The organism is Oryzomonas rubra, assembly GCF_008369015.1.
Taxonomy (GTDB): Bacteria; Desulfobacterota; Desulfuromonadia; order Geobacterales; family Pseudopelobacteraceae; genus Oryzomonas; species Oryzomonas japonica.
The window spans coordinates 190,246-210,250 of sequence record NZ_SRSD01000007.1 but is presented as its reverse complement, the minus strand read 5'-3'; the positions used below and the strand labels follow the sequence as shown (position 1 = coordinate 210,250).

Here is a 20,005-nt window from a genome sequence, read left to right as displayed (position 1 = left end):
ACCCTGGCGGGTTATTCTAAAAGCTGCATGTGTACACAACCCGCTATTTTATGCCACAATAATGCATTGGCTTTCCCCTTTGGGAATAATCCCCTAATCACTTTTATTATATGAATATACTATCGTCAAATCCATAAAATTTGTTTGTGACTCATATCACTTTTTTTTGAATTTTGATGTGGAAGCGCATTTTTTAAACAGGGTGGGCAATGAATCAAATCAATTCGTGAGATCCATTTTGGAAGGGGGGGGGTCAATACGCCAGGGGCTACATCTCAGTGCAGAAATCAAGACCAAGGTAGCTTTAGGAGGCCCCCTGTACGAACCGAGGATAAACAGAGAAAGCATCCCCCTCTTGGCAAGCTGACGACGGGTGAATGTCATTAGCAAGGACTAGATAAACTGAGGGTTGTGACCTAAGACCAGGAATCAAAACAAAACTTAAGAAACGCCTTTCACCACTCAGGTAGCCCAACAAAAACCTGAGCACCACATTTTATAAAGTTGTTTCTATGCCTTTTGCTAATTTTGATACGACAAATCGTCTTTTATTTGATTTTTCCAAAGGTATCTCTTCAACGAATTCTAGATTTATTTGTAAATCTGAGTCTCCTTTGTTTTTTATTTCCTTTATTAATCTTTCCGAGATTTCAGAGTTGAAATTAGATCGAGGAACAATTTGAACCGTTATCTCTCCAAGCTTATCCTGAATGATTCTAAATGTATCGATCGACTGATAATATTCAAATATGCCGGTAAAAAAATGAACAATCAACCTGTTACCATTAGGGGTAAGGACAACATCCGTGTCACGCCCTTCAATTTTTGTGAGCATCTCAAGCCCCCTACCGCAGCAACAAGTTTCGGCGGAGCTCTTCCGGCCGATATCTCCGACCTTATAACGTATAAGTGGCATGGCCCCCGCATCCAAACGAGTTAGCAAGACATTTCCTAACTCACCCGACTTAACGGGAAAACCGTCATCATCCACTATTTCAAGCGCAACATGGGGCATGAATATATGGTAGGCATTATCGTTCATGCCACACTGTGCTGCAATCTGGATGCCTTCACCACAACCGTAGGTATCCGTAACCCCACAGTGAAAAACTTTTTCTATTTTAGTTCGATAATGTTTGTAAAGATTGTCACCCCACGAGACAAGTCCCTTCATTTCACGGTTGAAGCCCTTTTGCTCCGCTCTTTCAGCGAGACAGAACAGGCTGCCTGCATAGCCCATTACATAGTTTATTCTTTTATCTTCAATCAATTGAAGATAGTTATCAAGTATTCTATCAGACAAATTAAATGCGGAAACATATTCGACCCGCATAAGAAGATCTTTCACCTTTTTAACAATCCCCCTGTGGAGAGTCATTCCCGTCTGGAGGAATGGATTTCCAATTTCCCAACCAGAATAATTTGCTCTCAAGAGCATCAAGGCTCGTGCTTGGCTCATAGTATTGGAATCCACTCTAACAGCAAAAGGGCTGCCTGACGAACCACTAGTACAAAATTCGCTCCACGAATGACCAGAATCTCTGACACATTTATCAGGGTAGTTATTTCGTAATTGGTCTTTAGAAACAATGGGCAGAAGAGTTAAATCTTCTGTTCTTGTAATGTTCCTAATATCAACACCAGACTCATCATACAACTCTTTATAAAACGGAACTTCATTGTAAGCGATCTGAATTGTTTCAAGCAGTCTCTGATCCTGATATTTTTTTAAATCCTGGCGTCCCCACCACTGACTTTGTTTATAGAAATCGTAGCATTTCATCGTCTTGTTTCTGGTGGCTATGTCAGCCGCAGGCATAAGTATTTTTTCACACAAAAATGGATATATTGACATTAATTATCGCTCCTTGCGATAAATTTAATAAATCTCGATTTTAATGCGTTGCAGATTATTTCAGAAAGAATACTGCGATCATATCTATGAATATTTTTTAGCATATGAAACAAAGTAAGTCTTCTATGATGGCTCAAAGCCTTCTTAGCTAACTCACCATAAGAAGTACTCGACATCTTATCCTTCAGCCTACGAGACTTGGCAAAATAACTGTCGCCAGTGACTGAATCCGGTGAGTTGCAATATCGCGGGAAGAAATCTTCAGCAATTTTTCCTGGAATCCATTCCCAACCCCTTATTCGACCGTCCTCGAAATCAACAGAAAGAAGGCCTGTTTTGGCTGTCAGTTTATTCCAAGTCATATCGCATATAAAGTTTCCAAGGCTGTATGCGATCAAGCCACCATTATACTCTTCAACCTCCCTAACCACATGAGGATGATGGCCTAAAACTATAGTTGCCCCCTTATCTATCATCGACCTCGCTATGCGTCTCTCATCACCACTAGGAATTTCGATAAATTCCTCACCCCAGTGTAGTGAAACACAAATTATATCGGCAATTGATTTAGCATTCTCAATTTCTCTATAACACTCATCTTCTTTGAATTCTTTGTAAGGCGGTTCGCAATTAAAACCTTGCCGAGGACGTGCCGACCAAGCCAGAAATACTATCGACTGATCGTCGATTTGAATTTTATTTTTAGCATCTTTGTCATCTTTCAATCCCGCAATCAATATATTATTACTAGAAAGAAGTTTCACTGTTTTGTCGAATTCTGCCCGTCCATACTGAAAGATATGATTGTTGGCAATATTTAAGATATTAAACCCTGCCGCCTTCAAAAATTCTCCATACTGCCGTATTCCTCTACAATTTATATGGCTAAAATCGGTGCCTGACAAACTTACCTCGCCAATATTGAACTCAAGATTGCCAAAGATGACGTCAGCCTTAATTCCAGTTGGAAAAAGTGTTTCTGCCTTTTCAAGTGGTATCCCCTGTTTGTATTTTGAGTAGAAACCGAAACCAACGGATTTGGGATGATCTCCCAGAGCGATATCACCTACGAAATAACATTTCAGTGTTTTCTTATATTTCACCATAATCCTATGTCAGCCCCAAGTATGAACGTATAGCCTCACCCTTTAATTTATGTTCTTTTATTATTAGTGATTTCCAATTGCGTATTTCTTCTTTCAGCGTTTCCTTATTTGCGTATGCTGTTTTTACGGCTTCAACCAAACATGCTTTTTCATGCCGTGTAAACACAGTTCCAGATTTAAAATACTCTTTAAGGCATTTACGATCAGACGTAACAAGCGGCTTTACAGCTGACATTGCTTCGTATGCACCGCATACTAGACAATTTTCATGATTTGTTAAGTCTAGCACAATACTACACTGAAAGAGTTTTTCGTAGAATTCGTGTTCCGGCACAAAGCCGAGAAAACGCACATGTGGATAATTACCAGGCTTGATATTTACTTTTTTATAATTCCCTGTAACGTATAACATAAAGCCATCCTCAATGAGGCTACTAGCAGCATCAAGGGCCAAATCATATGGCTCATCGATATCGAACGAACATATGAATAAGACCATCTTCTCGATCTCTTCTACGTGATTATTGTAACATTCCAAATTAGGAAGCGGGTCCTCACATACGAAGACATTCCCTCCTATTGAGTGAATATGATCAGCATGGGCCTTGTTTGTGACAATCACTGCATCCACTGATTTGTTGCACCTATCCAGTGCACGCTGAAAGACAGAACTGCCAATGAAGTCAATGACCCCCCCAAAATGGGCATCACTCACAAGCTTAAATTTGAAGATAGGGCGGATAAGAATGAGAAGATAATTTAAAAATATCGACGGGTTTTGGGCGAAAACAACAGCAGGATTATCGAAATATATAGTTCGAATAGTGTCATAGCTGCAATGTACATATCTTTTCAAACGGTTCCCCTTATGTGCGAATATGTACAGATCAGCGTCCATCAATGAGGCCATTGATTTATTTCTTATTTGATTCTCCCAAGTGATCCAAATAGCTTTTTTCATAATGAGTTACAGGTGATCCTAACGAATAAATTTGTCTTTCCATATTACATAATTCACCATTGGCCAAAGAACATCACCATGGTTAATATTGTTGTTTCTGTGCTCCATAATTATTCTTTCGAGCTTTGTCGTATTTATACAATTTATATCATCAGACATGTCCAGTAACATATCTAGATACTTTCCAAGTCCCCTCTTGTCTCTTAACCAATCATCAATGGGTACTCCAAATCCCACCTTTTTTTTATAGACAATCTGCTTGGGAATATGCCTAGCGGCAACCTTTTTAAAGATATATTTTGGGGTAAATTTTCTAATCTTGTAATGATAGGGAATGCTGTCAGAAAGTTTCACCATTTCATTGTCCAATATTGGAACCCGCGATTCTATCGATGCAGCCATGCTCATTTTATCCTGACGCATGAGAATAGGCTGCAAATAGGATTTCCGCTCAAACGAGAGTAGGTTGTCAAAAAGGCATAGATCCTGATCCCAAGACTTTTCGAGCAAATCAGTCCTTGCTGAGAGATTGATATTTTCTATATCCAGGAGATATTCAGCCTTATCCTTTTTCACAAAAGCAGCGTTCCAGAGAATAAGCTCCGGGTCACTGAGGCCGAGGTTATCCGCAATTTTTTTTGCTTTTCTTATTGGGATAGCATTTAAGAGGACTTTAAATGGTTTTGCCAAGGCACCACACTTGTTGTAAAGTTCACCAATCCGCGAAATCATATATCGGGGATAACCGGCAAACAATTCATCTGCTCCTTCACCCGTTAACATTACCTTAACATGCTCCCTTGCATATCTGCACAAAAGATACATTTGAACGGAGTTTGCATGGCAGAGGGGCTCATCGTGAAACCAGATAACCTTTGGTAAAACGTCTGAAAACGTCCTATTATCTATCTTAATCTCATGATATTCAAAACCCGACGTTTCTGCCAGAAGTTTTGCAAATGGTGTCTCATCGTATTTTGCTTCATGAAAACCGACTGTGAAGGTCTTCAGTCCTGGAATTAATTTACCTGCCAATGCACTCACCAGACTAGAATCAACCCCCCCGCTCAATTGCGTTCCGAGAGGGACATCAGTCATCATCTGCCTTTCAACAGCGCCATAAATATAATTTTCCAGCTTATCCAACAAATCTATTTCTTCATAATCTTGTTTAGGTGGCAATGTGCTACCAAAAGTGACAAATCTATAGCCCCCTGGTGAGAGTTCAATGTAGGTACCCGGGTCGAGGGATTTTATCCCGGCAAAGAAAGTTCTTCTATTTGCGAGATAACGAAAGCAAAGATATTCTCCTAAAATGTTATCTTCTTCAATGGCATTAACTTCATTCGCTGCAAGTATTCCTTTAATTTCTGAGCCAAAGATTATTACATCTGAATCTTTATAGAAATACATCGGCTTTATACCGACTCTATCACGAGCAATCATCAATAACTGTTTTTTCTGATCGTATAAACAGAATGAAAACATACCATTCAATTTTTCTACAAAACGTGAACCATATTCCTCATAAAGGTGGATAATGACCTCGCAATCACTCTTGGTTTTGAACAAATGACCTTTAGCTAGTAGAATAGAAGTTAAATCCTTATAATTATATATTTCACCGTTTGCCATAAGTACGATATCATTAGTTTCATTAAAAAGGGGTTGATGCCCTGAAGCGGTATCAATAATACTCAAACGCCTAAATCCAAGAGCTACTCTCTCATCCAGGAAAACACCTGAAGAATCTGGGCCACGATGATAGATTGCCTCCATCATTTTTGATAGATCGTTGGCATTAAAGGAATGTTTATGAAAAAAATATTTTCCAACAATACCGCACATTAAACTCTCCTTACATCAATCAAACTCAAAATTAGCGATTCTATTTTTTTGCTATGTATCGAAACATCAAAACGTCGGGCCGCTTCAATACTGTAATGTTTTGCTGCTGGTTTTGTTGGGCATGACATTTCTCGTTCAATTTCTGTCGCTAGGGTCTTGCTGTCTTTAATAGGTATCATTTCGCATGGAGACCCTTCAAGAACCTCTCGTAGACCAATACAATTTGTTCCTATAAGAGGCACCCCGGCAACCATAGCTTCCATGGCCAAAAGACCACATGCTTCCCATAAAGAAGGCATGACAACTAAATCTACACTTTTCAAAACTGGTGCAATATTAGGTGTAAAAGGTAAAAAAAAGACCACATCTCTCAAACCTTTTTCTTTAACAAATGACTTTTCTTCTCTTATAAAAGCTCCTTCACCAAAGGTAAGTACGACAGGTTTTCGATTTAAATTATTTTTATAGTAAATTAAACTCAATGCTTCAATAAGATAAACAAAACCTTTTTGCGACATAAATCTACCAAAAAAGCCTATCAGGAATGAATTTTCTGCAAGCTGTAGTTCAGACCTGATATCTATAGCCTCTTCTTTCATGAATCTGCTTATTTCTATTCCATTAATAATTGCTACTATTTTATTTTTGAATATTTTTGAAGTGAAGACATGGTGTAACAAATTTTGTTTAGCATCATTACTGACCGTATGTATTTTGTCAATTAGAGGTATAGCAATTGATATCAGAGCCTTCTTCGCATAGCCTTTAATTCCTTGAAATTGCTTACTGGTAAAGACATCATGAATAGTAAGTAAATGCGGAACATGGTGCAATAGTGACGGTATAATTGAGCATAGCCCTGCTGTTAATCCATGTGAATGTATGATATCAAAATCACTCTTTCCGAGAGTGTTGAGTATTAATTTAATAAAAACATAATTCGATGGGTTTTCATCTAATGGTAAAAATATAATATCGTGACGAGATAAATCGTTTAACAGGACAGAAACCTCCGGCAAATCAGGAGCTATGAGAGTAATCGTGTACTTGCTTGGGTCGAAGCAATTATATACATATCTCAAATATGTCCTGATACCACCTACCGGCCATCGAACAACAAGTAATATTTTAATCTTATTTTCTATCATATTGCTTGGCCATTATATTCTGGCATATCGATTAAAATGTTATTTAAAGCAATTGACATCCCAGCAAAAAGATACCATTCATAACTAGACAGGCCATAACTGGCAAAACTAAAAAGAATATTCATATAAAACCAAGTTTGTAAAGACAAACCGATTGATTTTAAATATTCATTTTTTATCGATAAATTTTCTACAATCAGCATACTTTTTCTGAAGTTAAAAATAATTGATTTTATCAAAGCGATGAAAATAAACAAGCCTACAAAACCAAGTTCCTGCGCAACTTCTGTGTACAAATTGTGTGATGGTTTATCCTCTCCACCAAAATTTGCATTAGCCTCACGGGATGTCCCTAATCCATGACCAAAAAAAGGTTTTCTTAACGCCACCAAAAAATCCTTTTTTATGCCTTCTATCCTGCCTTCCGAAGTCCCTGCGTTTTTTGTGTTGGAACTAAAAATAGATTCATATCTGTCTATTTGATTGGCATTCATAAAGTTAAGACTTATCAAACCACCTATAAAAATTAATATAATTATTATTAACTTGTTGTTACTCTTGTATAAGACACTTAAAAATATGACACATAAGCCAAGTATTCCAGATCGAGATGCCGTCAGCATTAAGGCATATATTGATAGAGGGATTACTATAATAGACACTAACCTGTATATGCTCGATGTCTGCGACAAATAATAATAAAAAGGAATGATTGTCAGTATTATAAAGGCAAGGCCATTCGGGTTCACCACATCGTGTGGAGCCCCCGATAACCTGTCCATAAGATCCCACCCCCCCGTACCCATACTTGCGAATGATCCCCAATAACCTTGTGTAAGGTGCAAATATACTGGTTCAACAACTCTAACTGTTTGGCACCCTACAAATATAATTATAAATAATTTAAATTTACGGTTATCCGTTATAAAATAAATGGTAAAATAATAAAAAACTATCGCTTTTAATAGGTTCTCAAGCCCTGTATGTATTACACTCCCTGGCCATTTAACCAGTGGTAATGTCACAATAATGTATCCAAGCAGCAAAATAATTGTTTTATGTGTTTTAGAAGACTTGATTTCTTTAACGAGTCTTACATCTTTTTTGCCGAAAAAAATTGCCAGTATGAGTACAAGAATCAACACCATGTCGATCCGCATGCTACCCAAAACAGGATAACGGTCAGAAAGATGAAGAAACCAGCTCATCGTAAAGAAAAGATATGTATAGAAACCAAAAATCATGTTAATCCAGTTTTACCCTACAGATGCTGAACATGTATTTACCATTTGTTTCCGTGGCGATAATTTTTTTGCGATTTATAAGTACTTTTGATTCATTGCCGAATAAACCGTGAAAATATGTAACAAGCTCATTTTCCTCATCTTGTCCAAAACCATCGCCGACGACCAGGTTTATGGTGATAATATTCACTGTTTCTTGAATAATTTGCATCTGCTCAATACCGGGTATTTTTGTTAATGTATTTTCAATCAAAGACACCCCGGCGATTCGAGTCCCATCTCTTTTTATCAGAAAATCAGCTATTCGCCCTGTCACGTGTTCCATAAGAGGCAACCCTCGGCCACAACTGCATTCCCTGTCACTCGGAATCCCCACATCCTCAACTTGGTAGCGAATGAAAGGCATGGCACGGTTCATAAGATCGGTTACCACGATCTTCCCGGGTTCTCCGGGGGCAGCCAGCGTACCGTCATCTTTTATGAACTCTATGAACAAATGTTCGATGTTTAGGTGCATCCCTTCATGTTTTTCACACTCCGAAGCAATCAGACTCACTTCCTCACAACCATAGCGGTCAGTCACCTTGATACCGAAAACATCTTCTATCGTCCTGCGCTCATGGGGCATAAGCATCATAGATGTCGACAGGATGCCCTTTGGACTGATGCCGGTTAAATCCAATTTTCGGACATACTCAGCAAGTAAAAAAATCGAATGGGCGTGCCCATAGAGAAGCGTGGGCCTTACCCGTTTCCATTCTGTGGCAAACACCCTGACAGACTTTTCAGTAACACTCATTGTGTCAAGGTAGATAACAGGCGACAGAAACCAATCTCTGAGCCTACTTTTAAGATCATGGGGAAATTCCGGGTTCCCCCATGCCGCACCGACCGGCTCCCCCGGCTCCCATCCGGTCCAACGGTCATGTCGGCGTGCGCATGCGTTACGGAATTCACTGCATGCTTCAGTCATGTATATCTCAAGCGCCTTGCCAGTTGATCCTCCCGTTTTGAATTTCATAAGAGAGTCACAGTCATACCCACTGCTTATCATTTTTCCTATATTGCTACGGATATCTTCTTTCCTGATCATTGGTATTTTCATAAAATCGGCAGGGGTACGGATCATGTCAGGGGTTATCCCCGCCCGCTCTAAACGCTCGCGGTGAAAGCTATTGTGATCCCAAACATAATCGAGCAGATCCATAAGTTTTCGCCATTGAATCTGGCGCAATTCCGATTCAGGCAGGTATTGACTATGCTCCAATTCCTTCCAATATCGCAGGCGCGGAGTTCCGCTCCTCAGGGCATCGAGAGGCTCGCACAGGTTCCTGCGTAACGGCGCAAACACTCTATGCTTCAGCATTACCCTTCTCCGATCAAGTCGCTACCGGGAACCTGTTTGGGAACCAGGGAGCGATAGTAACTCTCCCACTGGGGTATTATCTTACCCCAGGTAAAATTCTGTCGTACTTTTTCCAAAGAGTTAGCTCCCAATTTGTTTCGAAGCTGAGGCGCTTCAATCAGCTTGACAAGCGATTTTGCGAGAGCTTCGGGATCTCCTGTCGGAACACATTCTCCGTTCGTTTCATCAACCAACTCGCCATTCCCTCCTGCGCCTGTAACGACAACAGGCAAACCGCAGGCCATGTATTCCAGGATGGCATTGGAAAGGCCCTCCTTGTCGGAACAGAGAACAGCAATATCAATACAGTGCAGATAATCGTTCACGTTGTCCAGCGCTCCTGCAAAATGAACCTGTTCGGCGATACCGAGATCCGAGGCAAGTTGAACCAGTTCTGGTCTCAACCGGCCTTCCCCCAGCACAACAGCCCTCACTCTTTCGCCGCTGCCGTTGTCTTTGATATATGCCAGTGCCCGCAAAAAAATATCAATCCTCTTCACCGGCTTCAGGTTTGCGACAATGCCGAGCCAAATAACTGACTGATACTGCTGAATTATTGATGGAATATTCCGGGAAAAAACCGGCACATCAATACCGTTGCCGATCACCTGAATTTTTTCAGGCGAAGCTTTTTCCTGCTCGATTAAATTGGTCTTGATGGCCATAGCATTCGTAGCAATGCCGTCAATAAAGCCAAATATAAGTGGCATTATGCTTTTGTAAATCCAATGATAGCCCGGCTCGTCGCTACCTAGCCCCAAATCCCTTCGGCTTACAATTAACGAATGTTTATTTTGACTTAATACCTTTCCCAGGAAACCGACGAATATCGAATCCTCGAAAAAGGTTTGGACCACGTCGAACCGCCTTGAGTTCAGGACTCGCAGATAACGCCACATGACTGCCGGAAAGCCAGGCTTCAGAAAACCCCTATATCCAAGGGAGAGCACTTCACATGGCAAGCGGTTCCGTAGCATCCATGGAGATTCATGAAGACAAACGAGTGTTATCTCGAATACATCCCGATCAAGCCGCTCGATGATATTGAGCAACTGTTTCTCTGTTCCGGCCTTGTCGGAACTGATGGTATCGATTAGATATGCAATGCGTATTTTAAGAGCCATAGGCCTATTCAGAAGTTCATATATTTCTGTCACACTTCACAAACTTCCACCGTATTCACGACATATTCACCGGATCCCTTTGTGGAGACTATTTCTCCGGGAATCCCCACGATCACTCCGTAATCGGGTGTCGGCTTGGTCACCACGCAGTTGGCTCCGACAGCGGCGTGATTGCCGATGGTTATCCCCCCAATGATCTTGCTGCCAGGCCCGAAATATACGTTGTTCATGATTACCGGGGTTCCGGGATATTTGCCACCATAGGTCGTGCCGATGGTCACTTCCTGGTTGATATTGCAGTTGCAACCTATTTTTGCTTCGCAATTCACAATGATCCCACCAAAATGGCCGATGTAAAGCCCTGGCCCGATGTCGGTGTTGTAGGGGATGCTGATCCCGTATTTGAACTGATAATGATTGAGCAAGAGCCGTGCCATAGCATAAATAGGTAAGAACCAAATGCCCTTCGACTTCAGATACCGGGCGGTTCTCATGAAAAAAGAATATCTGAAACCGGGGATAGTTGCATAACACTTCAAGAAGGGACCCAAGTTGCGTTGGCCGCAATACCGGTAAAGATCGGAAGTAACGATAAAAATAAATTGTTTCCAGTTCATGAAACACCTCTCCCGCAGGCCGTCAGGAGATTTTTCACCAAGCCTTTGTATGCAGCCACTTCGGCCGGGTTTTGGCCGATAGCATCTATGAAGTACCAACTGGATTTTTTCCGGTCAATGGAACGATAGTATTCACCACGGTTGCAATACGTAACCGCGTATGCCTTCCGTATGGTCCAGGTCGAAAGGAGTCCCGGATATGCTCCCAGGAAATTCACCATGATCCTGTCGGAACATCGCTGCCTTTCCTCCTGGTTTTTGGACATCTGCCCCGAATGCCCCATGCGGTAATAAAACAGGCGGTCATCCACATAGTCGAATTCGTAAGCCGTAGATATCCTGAGCCATAGATCCCAGTCAATGCCCATTTTCAGGCTTTCGTTAAACCCACCGAATCTTTCAAAACACGCTTTCCTGACAATGGAGGAAGAAAACTGCACAAAATTGTCGAACAAGAGCCACTTGGTAACCGCCCCGCGTCGCGGTTGAAGATAGGTGCCTGTCATTTCATAGTCAAAGCTATCGTTGTTCTCGTCAATATATCGTGCCCGGCAATAGACAACTCCCGTACGTTCATTGTCGAAGCAGACCATCTGTTTTTCGAGTTTTTCCACGCACCATCGGTCGTCGGCATCGAGAAAAGCCACAAATTCACCGCGAGACAGCCTCACCCCCACATTTTTCGCAACAGCCTGCCCTTTGTTCTCTTGCTTAACGTAACTGATCAGAGGATTTTGTACGTATGTCCTCATGACTTCTTCTGTGTTATCGCTTGAACCGTCATCGATCACAATTATTTCGATGTCTTTAAAGGTCTGACCAAGCACTGATCTCAAACAATCGTCAAGATATTTGCCATAGTTGTAGCATGTTATGACAACGCTAACCTTGGGCATGTCGTCCTCTTATGAGGTTATAAATCCTGTTGATTGGTCTGCAGTTGTCCTTTATATCAACAGCCTCAAAATACAATTTATAGAGAATGGTGCTTGCGATAACTCCGGGAATATCATTCCAATAGAAGCGCGCTTTATTCAAACCTGATTTTGTATGCCATCCCATGGAGCATGCCTGATTAAAATTATAGTTTATATTTCTTGTACATGGAAGATCAATAACTTCACTAATTAGAAAAAGAGTATGTACAGTAAACCACGTTGAAAACATATTTGCACTTTGCGGTGGAGCATAAGTATATTCCATACCCATATGATAAAATTCTGTGTTTCTTTTATAGTAAAATCCCCCCTCAAAAGTAAGCTTCCTTATCAAGTTGCAGGCGGACTTTCTTAATGCTGTTTCTATTTTATTGTGTTTGTAGTTTGTAATTTTATACATATTAACAAGGATATCAACACAGTCAACATCCTCGCAGCTCCCACCTCCAAAATAATTAGAAAAGCCTCCATCAATGTGTTGTATTGATAATACTGAATCAATAATCTTTTCTCTATATTTTATATTATGATTCAAATAATAATATAATATCAATTGGTGATAGGCACCATAAATAGCCGGAGCTATATCCGCACATCCTTCTGTACCCCATAAACCGGTATTGCTGTCTATTTTTGTATCAAGCCAATTCAACAGATAATCAACTACTGGTCTGGCTTCAGCAATATTATACTCTTCATATAAATAAATTAAAAACTGCCCTACAAATAACAGATTGTTTCCTTCGAGCCAGGCACTTGTCCAATCAATCCCACACAACCACGTATCCAAATACTCAATATCTAAATATTTTTCAGCAAATTTTAACGAATATTTAGGCTTTATTCCGAGTATTTTGAGTGCCGGCAAAACATGTGCCGTGAGGTGCATTGAGAGATGGTCCCTTGAGTGGGCCTCACTGAGTAGTTTCCCCTGTGAAATTTCAGGACCAACAAAATATCCCGTTTCAGGATCTTGATGCGACAAGATATATTCAGCCCACTCAGCTTTCTCTTTTTCAGAAATTTCGCTGAATTCGCCGATAAAATGCATGATCATCAACGCAAAGCATGATGCGTAAAGCGTCTCTTTTCCGTCAACGCTACTTTTATACCTTCCAGCGCCCTCAATATGTGTGCATTGCAAATATTTATTAATTGAGCTAAGTAAATATTCTGATGTAATCATTTTGCCCTGACCATGTTTTTAATTATAGCCACAACCTTACGAGGTAACAGCGATAATACGACCTTTTCGACTATTTTCCGTGTCATTATACCTCTTAAAATACCTTCTACAACAAATCTTCTCATTTCTAAATAGTTCTTATCATAATATGTAGTGAGTACTGCGTGTTCATACAACTCAACGATTCGTTTGCGAATATCAACATCCTGTAAATTATTTTCCTTTGCAACCTTACCGTTAATCACGAGATTAGCCGCGTTATCAACAGCAGTGATGAGTCCCCTCGCCCTTTTACTATTATCTAATGTTGTATTTGTATTATGTCTTCGATAGTAATATTTTAGCTTGGGCAAAGAAGCAACTTTAGATATGGCTGATATTTTCAGACAGAGATCATAATCCTCTGCTACCTTCAACTCCTGAGATTCATTAAACAAATCGACATCCAATATTTTACTTCTCTTCACAAGCAACGATGAAGTACACATCAGGTTATTTTTGAACATCTCCGCAAATATCCATCCTTCCGGCATTTCATACCTGGGTTGATATTCTGGAGGATATTCGTTACCGTTTTGATCCACCCAAATTTTTGATCCATATACCAGATCAACTTCTTTATCTATTTCTGCCTTCTCAATTAATTGTTGGAGATGACCATTAATCCAATAATCATCACTGTCAAGAAAAGCAATCCATTCGCCACGCGCCAATATAATTCCCTTATTCCTGGCACATGCAGGCCGTCCACTGTTATCCTGGTATTGATATCTGATAGTAGGCTTATATTTTTCGACAAACTCACTTACAATTTCGCCGGTATTATCAACAGAACCATCATCAATAACTATCAATTCGAGATGTTGATAGGTCTGTGACAACACACTCTTAATCGCTTCAGCAATAAATTCTGATGCGTTATATGCCGGCATGACAACTGACACCAATGGTTGATATGACATTGGGAGGTTTTCGTCTACCATTTAATCAGCCCTCCCTTTAAGAATATAATCAGCATTATTAGACATTCAATTCCGTCAAAGGATATGGCAGCCCATTGTAAACCAATGTCACTAAAAAAAAACTCGAATGAGCCCTCATAATCTTTAAGAGCTCCATTTAGTCAAAAGACGCTTGACCTTTATCACCGGTTCAAAAACCGGTTGCGGCAGGCTGCACAGCAGATAATATACTATGTTCTGCGCATCAAAGGGACGTATCTTCAGCGCCTTTGACAAACAAGACTTAGCCTTTTTTCTATCTTTCACGTCATAATAATAGATAAACGCATATTTTCTATAAATGTCGCTCAGGTTGAGTTTAGCCGCATTGCGAACACTATTCTTATCGAGTCCAATCAAATCACCGCTACGGGCAATTTCGAAATTAATAATAGTGACATGCCCATTCAGCATTTCGTCATATCTCTTGGAGAGACTGCCAGAGCTTAGGCGGTAGCACACAAGCTTTTCCGCGCAGAATATAATTCTGAACTTTCGTGCGATTCTGAGCCATAGTTCATAGTCCTCACAGAGGATATTCGGATTGAATAAACCGACCTCAACCAAGCAGGATTTACGAAGCAAGGTCACAGAAGGAGTGTTGATACGATTCCTTCTCAGAAATTCAAGATATACATCTCCACTGGGCATGCTGGAGGGACGCTCGTTGACGATATCCTTGCCGTGTTCATCAATTAGGGATGGATATGAATAGACCAGAGCGCAATTGGGATCCCCTTCGATTGTACGGACAAGGCTCTCCAGGTTTCCAGGCAGCCATTGATCATCATCATCGATGAAGGCCACATATGAACCATTTGCTGCGTTTAGACCCAGGTTTCTGGCAGCGCCACACCCAGCATTGTCTTGTCTTAAATAGATAACCCTGTCAGAGACCGGGGCGAGTACAGAGCAAATGTCCTGGCTGGACCCATCATCCACGACAATGATTTCGAAACGTGGATACGTCTGATCAAGCACTGACTGAACTGATTCCAGCAGGTATCGTGCACCGTTGTAGGTTGGAATGACAACACTTACCAATTCCATATTGTGTCTCCGCGAAAAAGCGATAAACCTATACTTGTTGCCGGGCAATCTTAGTTAAATCAGAAGGTCTTATAGGCTCAAAACTATTCAGACGTCACAACGTAACTACTTCGAAACTTTCACAAGTATTATTTTCGAAATATGTGTAAATGCTCTGAACAAATTCATGGAACCGCACTAAATGTTCAGGGGCCAAATAGAACGCCTTGATTCTAACGTTGTGGCCCAAGATAATATTACAATTTTGCAGTGCGGAACAAAAGAAAGATGCGAGAATTTTTGGCATATTCCCCTTGACAGTGATTTCATATTCAATCGGCCCATTAAAGCATTTGATCTCAAACCCCAGATATCCTTTGATTTTATCTATCATTTCAATCGACTCGCGCGGATGGGGAATATAAAACAAATTTTCACCGGCAAAATATGCCTTTATTTTTTTTAAATATTCCAAATATAATTCTTCTTTTATATAACCATCTTCAACCAAACATTGCCCCAGAAAAAAAACTTCATCAGAAGGCATGGCACGTGTAACCATTTCTCGCAAATACGTATACTCGTTTCTAATCAAACAATCACCTTTTCCTACTTCAATGCCATATGCAGTAAAAAAATTAATATTATTAGCATCTTTATCATCCCACCTAATGCAGGACTGTCGCCACATCTGCCGTAGGCCCCAAAAACTTGAGTCTGATTCTTTCGGGCATGCTTTTCTTAGAAGATAGTTCTTTCGTTCATCGTTGATCTTTATGACATCCGTACCATCGTCAAGGATATAAAGGGTCTCGTGTGGGAGAGTATTTGCAAAGTGCCGCATGTATTGTTTCCACCCTGCAAGATAATTACCTAGAAAAATATTCTTGACCCTGCCAAAGGAAGTCACAATATTGTCTAATTTTTTTCTATTCAGGTACTGTTGACAATCACAACGGAAGCCCCGGATTTTATTTGATATGCTCTTGCCGAGGAGTCTTGACTCGAAATCCATGGTTTTATTATCTAGAGTAAAAAAGCAAAGGCTGTCCCAGTCATCCGCACCAATTAATCTTTTGAATAGTTCTTGAGAAAAACCAACTCCCAAGCGTACAACGAGGTGATTATTCACAAGCGCAAAATATTTTTTTGCTTCCATTGCATTTAGTAACTGCAAAGGCGATTCGATTAGGAAAACATTCCCATAAGGATTTCTCATAATAATTTTTCTCCAACGTCGCCCCTAAAGGTCCAATCGTTCATTATGACCTTCAAGTCCCCGTACGCGCCGCGGCCTGAAACCACGCTGATGACCCCAGCAGTTCATCGTAAGAACCCTGGTTGACAATATGACCATGCTCCATGTGATAGATGATATCACAATCCTTTACCGTGGTCAGACGGTGGGCGATCATGATGATGGTTTTTTCTCCCGAAAGGGTACGAAGGGCATCCATCACCGCCTCCTCGGTAATACCGTCCAGGGCGCTGGTGGCCTCGTCCATGATCAACACGACAGGGTCGCGATAGAGGGCGCGGGCAATGCCGATACGCTGACGCTGGCCGCCGCTCAGGCGTACTCCCCGCTCCCCGATGACCGTCTCGAAGCCGTTGGGCAGCTCTTGTTCGATAAAGTCATTCAGGTTGGCAACGCGGGCGGCACGAATCACGGCCTCCATGTCGATGTCCTCCTCAGGGACGCCAAAGGCGATATTACGGGTGATGGTGTCGTCGCAAAGGTAGATGTGCTGGGGCACGTAGCCCAGGTTGCGTTGCCAGTTGGCGACAATATCGCCGCTGACCTCGCTACCGTCCACCAGCAATTGACCATGGGTCGGGCTCAACAGACCGAGGATGATATCCACGGTGGTTGTCTTGCCGGAGCCCGTGGCGCCGACCAGACCGATAGAGGTGTTGGGGGAGATCGTCAGGCTGATCCCTTTGACGGCAGGTTCTTGAGCTCCGGCATAACGAAAGGATATACTCTTGAGCACGAGTTTTTGTGTGAACGGCAAGGGCTTCAGGCTCTGAGCATCGACAACGGCAACATCAGGATCGGTTGACAGAGGACTTTCGCACATATCCTGATGCAAGATATCCAGGGTGGGCAGGCTTACGCGCACTGCCGAAATGCTGGCAAAGATCTGCTGCAGGGCCGGCATCAGCCGGTATCCGGCAAAAGCATAGATGGACAGAAGCGGGACTATCTTGCCCACATCTTTCTCGGATTCCAGGGAATAGATGACGATCAGCAGAATGCCGCCAAAAGCGATGGTTTCCAGAGCATACCGCGGAAGCTGGGAGATAACGCCAACCGTGGCATTCTGCCGCGCATGACGCAGGGCATGGACCGCGAACCTGTCCAGAAATACCCGTTCCCTTCCCAGAATCTTCAGGTCCTTGATGCCGCTCAGTGCCTCGCTGGCCGCCTTGAACTTCATGGTGTTGGCTTCAACCTGTTCCCGGCCGATGCGGACCAGGCGGCGGCGTACCACAAGGTAGATCGCGCCATAGGACCCACCGAGAACGACGATAATGGCAACGGCAACAAAGGGATCGACGACCATCAGAAAAGCCATAATAAAGATGCAGAGCAAGGAACTTGACAGGAGCTGCATGCCAGGGCTGAGAATCCCGGCGATAACGGTCCGTGCCTCGGAGAGCACATTCTTGCCCATTTCAGCGGTGTTTCTGTTGAGGAAAAACTCATAGGGCCGTGCCAGGTACGCCGCGAGAAGCCGGCGCGCCAGGTTGTAATTGAGCCTGTTGTCGTACCGGAGCGTCAGCCAGGTGGTCAGGGCTTTGAACAGGTTGCTGAAGACCATGAGGCCAAGCACCACTATTCCCAGAAAAAACAGAAAACTCTGCAGGCTGCTGAATTGGAAGAAATCATAGGCATGTTTCAGCCACCGGTTGGTCCGGATCACGCCCGGATTTGCAACCACCGCCATGAAGGGAAGGATCGAGGCGATGCCGGCCATCTCGACGAAGGCCATACTGACCAGGGCAACGAACTGAACATAGAGTTGGATCTTTTCTCTTTTGGAAAGCAGATCGAACATTTTTCTGATGGTTAAGAACATGAAATAAGGTCTCCGGGACATAATCGCTGAAAATTCGGTACTTCTTTACCACAGGCCACGGCAGGCAACGGAAAAATTACCTCAGAGGTCTGTTGGAAGTCGGCTTCACGCAAAGGGCTCGAGCTCTATCACTATGCCTGTTCATAGAGCTGCCCGTGGAAAATCACCTGATTTCCAAGAGCCCTTTTGCGGCCCAGCGGGACAGATAGTCTGAGACGCAGGCTTCCTCCAGGCCGACCCTATCGGCCAAACTCTTTGTCGTAACCGGCCGCTGCAACGTTGGTATCAGGTCCATGAGCAGCCTCATCTTCTTTCTCTCGTCGCTTGGAGCATCACCAAACGCCGCTTGACCGAGATCAATGTAGAGATCGTAGCGAGGGTTGGAAAGACAGATATTCCCCTCAAACTTCTTATAAACAAGTGACGATGCCTCCAAGAGTTCCACCGTTTTTTCCAGCACGCCGACCGCCTCCTCAAGACATGCCTCGCTCATGAGGGAACAGTTGTCCCGTGAAGAATGGTATTCGGGGTACGGCATGCGCGACAGGGAGCAGGACGGGATGCCGTAGGCCTCCCAGATATACTCGTCATTGATGATAATACTCTCAAAAACCCCACGGCGATACGGTATCCCCAGTCCTCCCATGACCGCGGCCATCGCCTGTTCGAGATTCGAGTTGGCGCCCCGCGATTCCTGGAGGGCAAGGCCCGTTTGCGAACCGAGCATCCACAGACAGGCACATTCCAGAATCCTCTCACGCTCGTTCTTATCCTGCTTGCCGAGATAATATTCCGTACCCATGATCCCCTGGGCGAGAACCAGTTTATAGGTAAACTTGGTGCTCTTCCCGGCAAGGCGCCGGAAAAGCTCTATCCCGGCAACAACGCCGGCCAAGCCGTCATTGGCGACCCCGGGGTGGTCGAGGTTTGCGCAGAATGTAAAGGTCTCGCTGAGTTCCCCCTTTTGGGTGAATTCCAGCATCTTCAAAGCTCCTTGCGATTCCTCGGTTTCAATAACGACCTCGTATTCGCCTTCCTGAAGTCCGTCATAGAAGGTCTTGGGGACACAGAAGCCCCACTCCCTCTGCCAACTCCTGAAGAGTTGCCTGAAGTGGAACGTAATCGAATCGTCATACCGGTGATCGTAGTGAAGATGCTGTTTCAGCTCCTGAAGGTCGACTTTCCCATGAAACCTTTGCGACAAGGAGATGACGGCCAGTGCATGCCACTTCCCGTCGTAGATGACCTTACCATCCTTGAGGATCTTTGCTTCCTTGACGTCCCATTTGGGCGGTATTACCCACCCGTTGTATTCCTCGTCAGCGCGGTATTCAATAACCTTGAACGGAAGAATTTTCTGCAAATATTCAATGGTCTTGTCATAATCGCTTGAACAGATGACCCTGTTCAGCGGGGTCAGGTCGTGCAATATCTCCATCATCAGACTCACGTTTCTTCTC

The 20,005-nt window shown here is 42.7% G+C and carries 16 protein-coding genes; all 16 read right to left on the bottom strand.

Annotation, left to right across the window (positions count from 1 at the left end):
• Positions 1 to 496: 496 nt before the first annotated feature.
• The 16 genes from ET418_RS12700 to ET418_RS12625 all read right to left on the bottom strand — a co-directional run bounded on the left by ET418_RS12700 (position 497) and on the right by ET418_RS12625 (position 19,986).
• Positions 497 to 1,855, bottom strand: coding sequence for a phenylacetate--CoA ligase family protein (locus tag ET418_RS12700; RefSeq protein ID WP_149308042.1), 1,359 nt, complete (start codon positions 1,853 to 1,855; stop codon positions 497 to 499).
• Positions 1,855 to 2,961 carry a CapA family protein gene (locus ET418_RS12695; protein ID WP_149308040.1) on the bottom strand — a complete coding sequence of 369 codons (1,107 nt, stop codon included), beginning with the start codon at positions 2,959 to 2,961 and terminating at the stop codon, positions 1,855 to 1,857. Before ET418_RS12695 ends, ET418_RS12700 begins: the two co-directional genes overlap by 1 nt.
• Positions 2,962 to 2,965: 4 nt before the next feature.
• Positions 2,966 to 3,922, bottom strand: a complete 957-nt coding sequence (locus tag ET418_RS12690; protein WP_149308038.1) for a glycosyltransferase — start codon at positions 3,920 to 3,922, stop codon at positions 2,966 to 2,968.
• A gap of 18 nt (positions 3,923 to 3,940) precedes the next feature.
• Positions 3,941 to 5,770 carry an asparagine synthase (glutamine-hydrolyzing) gene (asnB, locus tag ET418_RS12685; protein WP_149308036.1) on the bottom strand — a complete coding sequence of 610 codons (1,830 nt, stop codon included), beginning with the start codon at positions 5,768 to 5,770 and terminating at the stop codon, positions 3,941 to 3,943.
• Positions 5,770 to 6,918: a glycosyltransferase family 4 protein gene (locus ET418_RS12680; protein WP_149308034.1), complete on the bottom strand. Its 1,149-nt coding sequence runs from the start codon at positions 6,916 to 6,918 to the stop codon at positions 5,770 to 5,772. The genes asnB and ET418_RS12680 overlap by 1 nt, the downstream gene beginning before the upstream one ends.
• Positions 6,915 to 8,066, bottom strand: a complete 1,152-nt coding sequence (locus ET418_RS12675; RefSeq protein ID WP_188055521.1) for an O-antigen ligase family protein — start codon at positions 8,064 to 8,066, stop codon at positions 6,915 to 6,917. The genes ET418_RS12680 and ET418_RS12675 overlap by 4 nt, the downstream gene beginning before the upstream one ends.
• Positions 8,067 to 8,163: 97 nt before the next feature.
• Positions 8,164 to 9,528, bottom strand: a complete 1,365-nt coding sequence (locus ET418_RS12670; protein ID WP_149308031.1) for a phenylacetate--CoA ligase family protein — start codon at positions 9,526 to 9,528, stop codon at positions 8,164 to 8,166.
• Positions 9,528 to 10,691 (bottom strand): glycosyltransferase, encoded by a 1,164-nt coding sequence (locus ET418_RS12665; protein WP_149308029.1) that lies wholly within the window; start codon positions 10,689 to 10,691, stop codon positions 9,528 to 9,530. The genes ET418_RS12670 and ET418_RS12665 overlap by 1 nt, the downstream gene beginning before the upstream one ends.
• A 29-nt stretch (positions 10,692 to 10,720) precedes the next feature.
• Positions 10,721 to 11,308, bottom strand: coding sequence for a serine O-acetyltransferase (locus tag ET418_RS12660; protein WP_149308027.1), 588 nt, complete (start codon positions 11,306 to 11,308; stop codon positions 10,721 to 10,723).
• A complete protein-coding gene (locus tag ET418_RS12655) occupies positions 11,305 to 12,204 on the bottom strand; it encodes a glycosyltransferase family 2 protein (RefSeq protein ID WP_149308025.1) in 900 nt (299 codons plus the stop codon). Before ET418_RS12655 ends, ET418_RS12660 begins: the two co-directional genes overlap by 4 nt.
• Positions 12,191 to 13,432 carry a prenyltransferase/squalene oxidase repeat-containing protein gene (locus ET418_RS12650; RefSeq protein WP_149308023.1) on the bottom strand — a complete coding sequence of 414 codons (1,242 nt, stop codon included), beginning with the start codon at positions 13,430 to 13,432 and terminating at the stop codon, positions 12,191 to 12,193. The genes ET418_RS12655 and ET418_RS12650 overlap by 14 nt, the downstream gene beginning before the upstream one ends.
• Positions 13,429 to 14,415 carry a glycosyltransferase family 2 protein gene (locus tag ET418_RS12645; RefSeq protein ID WP_149308021.1) on the bottom strand — a complete coding sequence of 329 codons (987 nt, stop codon included), beginning with the start codon at positions 14,413 to 14,415 and terminating at the stop codon, positions 13,429 to 13,431. Before ET418_RS12645 ends, ET418_RS12650 begins: the two co-directional genes overlap by 4 nt.
• A 123-nt stretch (positions 14,416 to 14,538) precedes the next feature.
• Entirely contained in the window at positions 14,539 to 15,483 is a 945-nt protein-coding gene (locus tag ET418_RS12640; protein WP_149308019.1) for a glycosyltransferase family 2 protein, read from the bottom strand.
• Between the two features lie 94 nt (positions 15,484 to 15,577).
• Entirely contained in the window at positions 15,578 to 16,681 is a 1,104-nt protein-coding gene (locus ET418_RS12635) for a polysialyltransferase family glycosyltransferase (protein ID WP_149308017.1), read from the bottom strand.
• 52 nt (positions 16,682 to 16,733) lie between these two features.
• Positions 16,734 to 18,545, bottom strand: coding sequence for an ABC transporter ATP-binding protein (locus ET418_RS12630; protein WP_149308015.1), 1,812 nt, complete (start codon positions 18,543 to 18,545; stop codon positions 16,734 to 16,736).
• Positions 18,546 to 18,708: 163 nt separating this feature from the next.
• Positions 18,709 to 19,986 carry a DUF4910 domain-containing protein gene (locus ET418_RS12625; RefSeq protein WP_246153063.1) on the bottom strand — a complete coding sequence of 426 codons (1,278 nt, stop codon included), beginning with the start codon at positions 19,984 to 19,986 and terminating at the stop codon, positions 18,709 to 18,711.
• Between the last annotated feature and the right edge of the window lie 19 nt (positions 19,987 to 20,005).